This is a genomic window from Bifidobacterium sp., from assembly GCF_050874245.1.
Classification (GTDB): Bacteria; Actinomycetota; Actinomycetes; order Actinomycetales; family Bifidobacteriaceae; genus Bifidobacterium.
This window is the reverse complement of record NZ_JBNMKH010000218.1, coordinates 1-1,115: the sequence shown is the minus strand read 5'-3', so window position 1 is coordinate 1,115 and position 1,115 is coordinate 1. Positions and strand designations below refer to the sequence as shown.

The window sequence follows — 1,115 nt, the reverse complement described above, 5'->3', positions numbered from 1 at the left end:
ATGCTGATATGCGCGTTGTTGGTGGTGAGGTTGAAGCCGTCGATGGCGCGGCTCACGTCGTAGAAGCGCACGGTCGCGTTGCCGAATTGAGCAAGGAAATCGGTGATGTTCTGCTTGTTCTCCGCCGAGATGTTCCGTTCAAGCACGATCACGTCGTAATGCCGTTCGGGCGAGGCGTTCCTCAGCATCGAATAGATGGTGGTGGTCAGCATCGGCACATAGTTGTCGTCCGCCGCGAACAGCACCGGCACAGTGAAACGCGGGTTCGAGTTCAACGGTTCCAGCGGCGTGAACGGTTCCGGGTTGGTGAAGTGCACGCACTGCAGGCGCTTGATCTTCCAGTTCGCGCCGGTGCGCTGCTTGTGCACAAGGAAGATGTTGAGCAGGCGTTCGGAAAGATGGCCGGGAGTGCGCAGCGTCTGCACGTCGGCGGCGGAATGGTCCCAATGGGCGGTGAATTCGTCAAGGATGGGGAACAGCCAGGCGCAGTATTCCTGGAAGATCGCCTTCTTCATGATGAACATGTTGCAAAAGGCCGCGCGAGTGCCGTTGAGCACGGCGTCGGCATCCTCGCGGTACTCGGGGTGCATTGCGCACAGCACGTCGTACATGTGGCGCAGATCCTTGATCCGCAGGTGCGGATCCGCGTTCCAATGATCTTTGAGATTGGTGAACCCATCGAATTCGCGCACATTGTTCAATGGCGTGGTGATGACGTCCCAGCCTTCCACCGCCTGCGCGATGGTTCCGTCGTCAAGGCCGTATTCGGCGATGGATTTGGGATTGATGATGGTGTCTATGATCTCGCCGTAGCTGTTCTGTTCATGCTCGGTATTGGTGAAATCGAAGTAGCGGCGATAATGGCAGAATCCGTAGTAATCGGCGTCGGCGTTCTTCCATGCCCAGTACTGTGCGGTGAGCTCGCAGTACATGGGATTCTTGCTGGAGATGTTGTCGCCGGTATTGTCATGCAACGTGTTCTCGAACAGAGGTTTGCCCGCTGACTCCGCTTGCGCGGCTCCGACCTGAATCGGCAGGATGCTGGCGCAACCGGGGAAGACGGCCGGCTCATGGGCCGAAATGAAGATCTTGATACGTGATGGCTGCGATGGGTT

1 protein-coding gene is annotated in these 1,115 nt (G+C 57.7%); it reads right to left on the bottom strand.

The genetic code is table 11. The features are described from left to right. On the bottom strand, window positions 1-1,082 hold a 1,082-nt coding region (locus ACR0P8_RS10035; protein WP_432624896.1), incomplete at its 3' end, for a DUF4422 domain-containing protein. Between the last annotated feature and the right edge of the window lie 33 nt (window positions 1,083-1,115).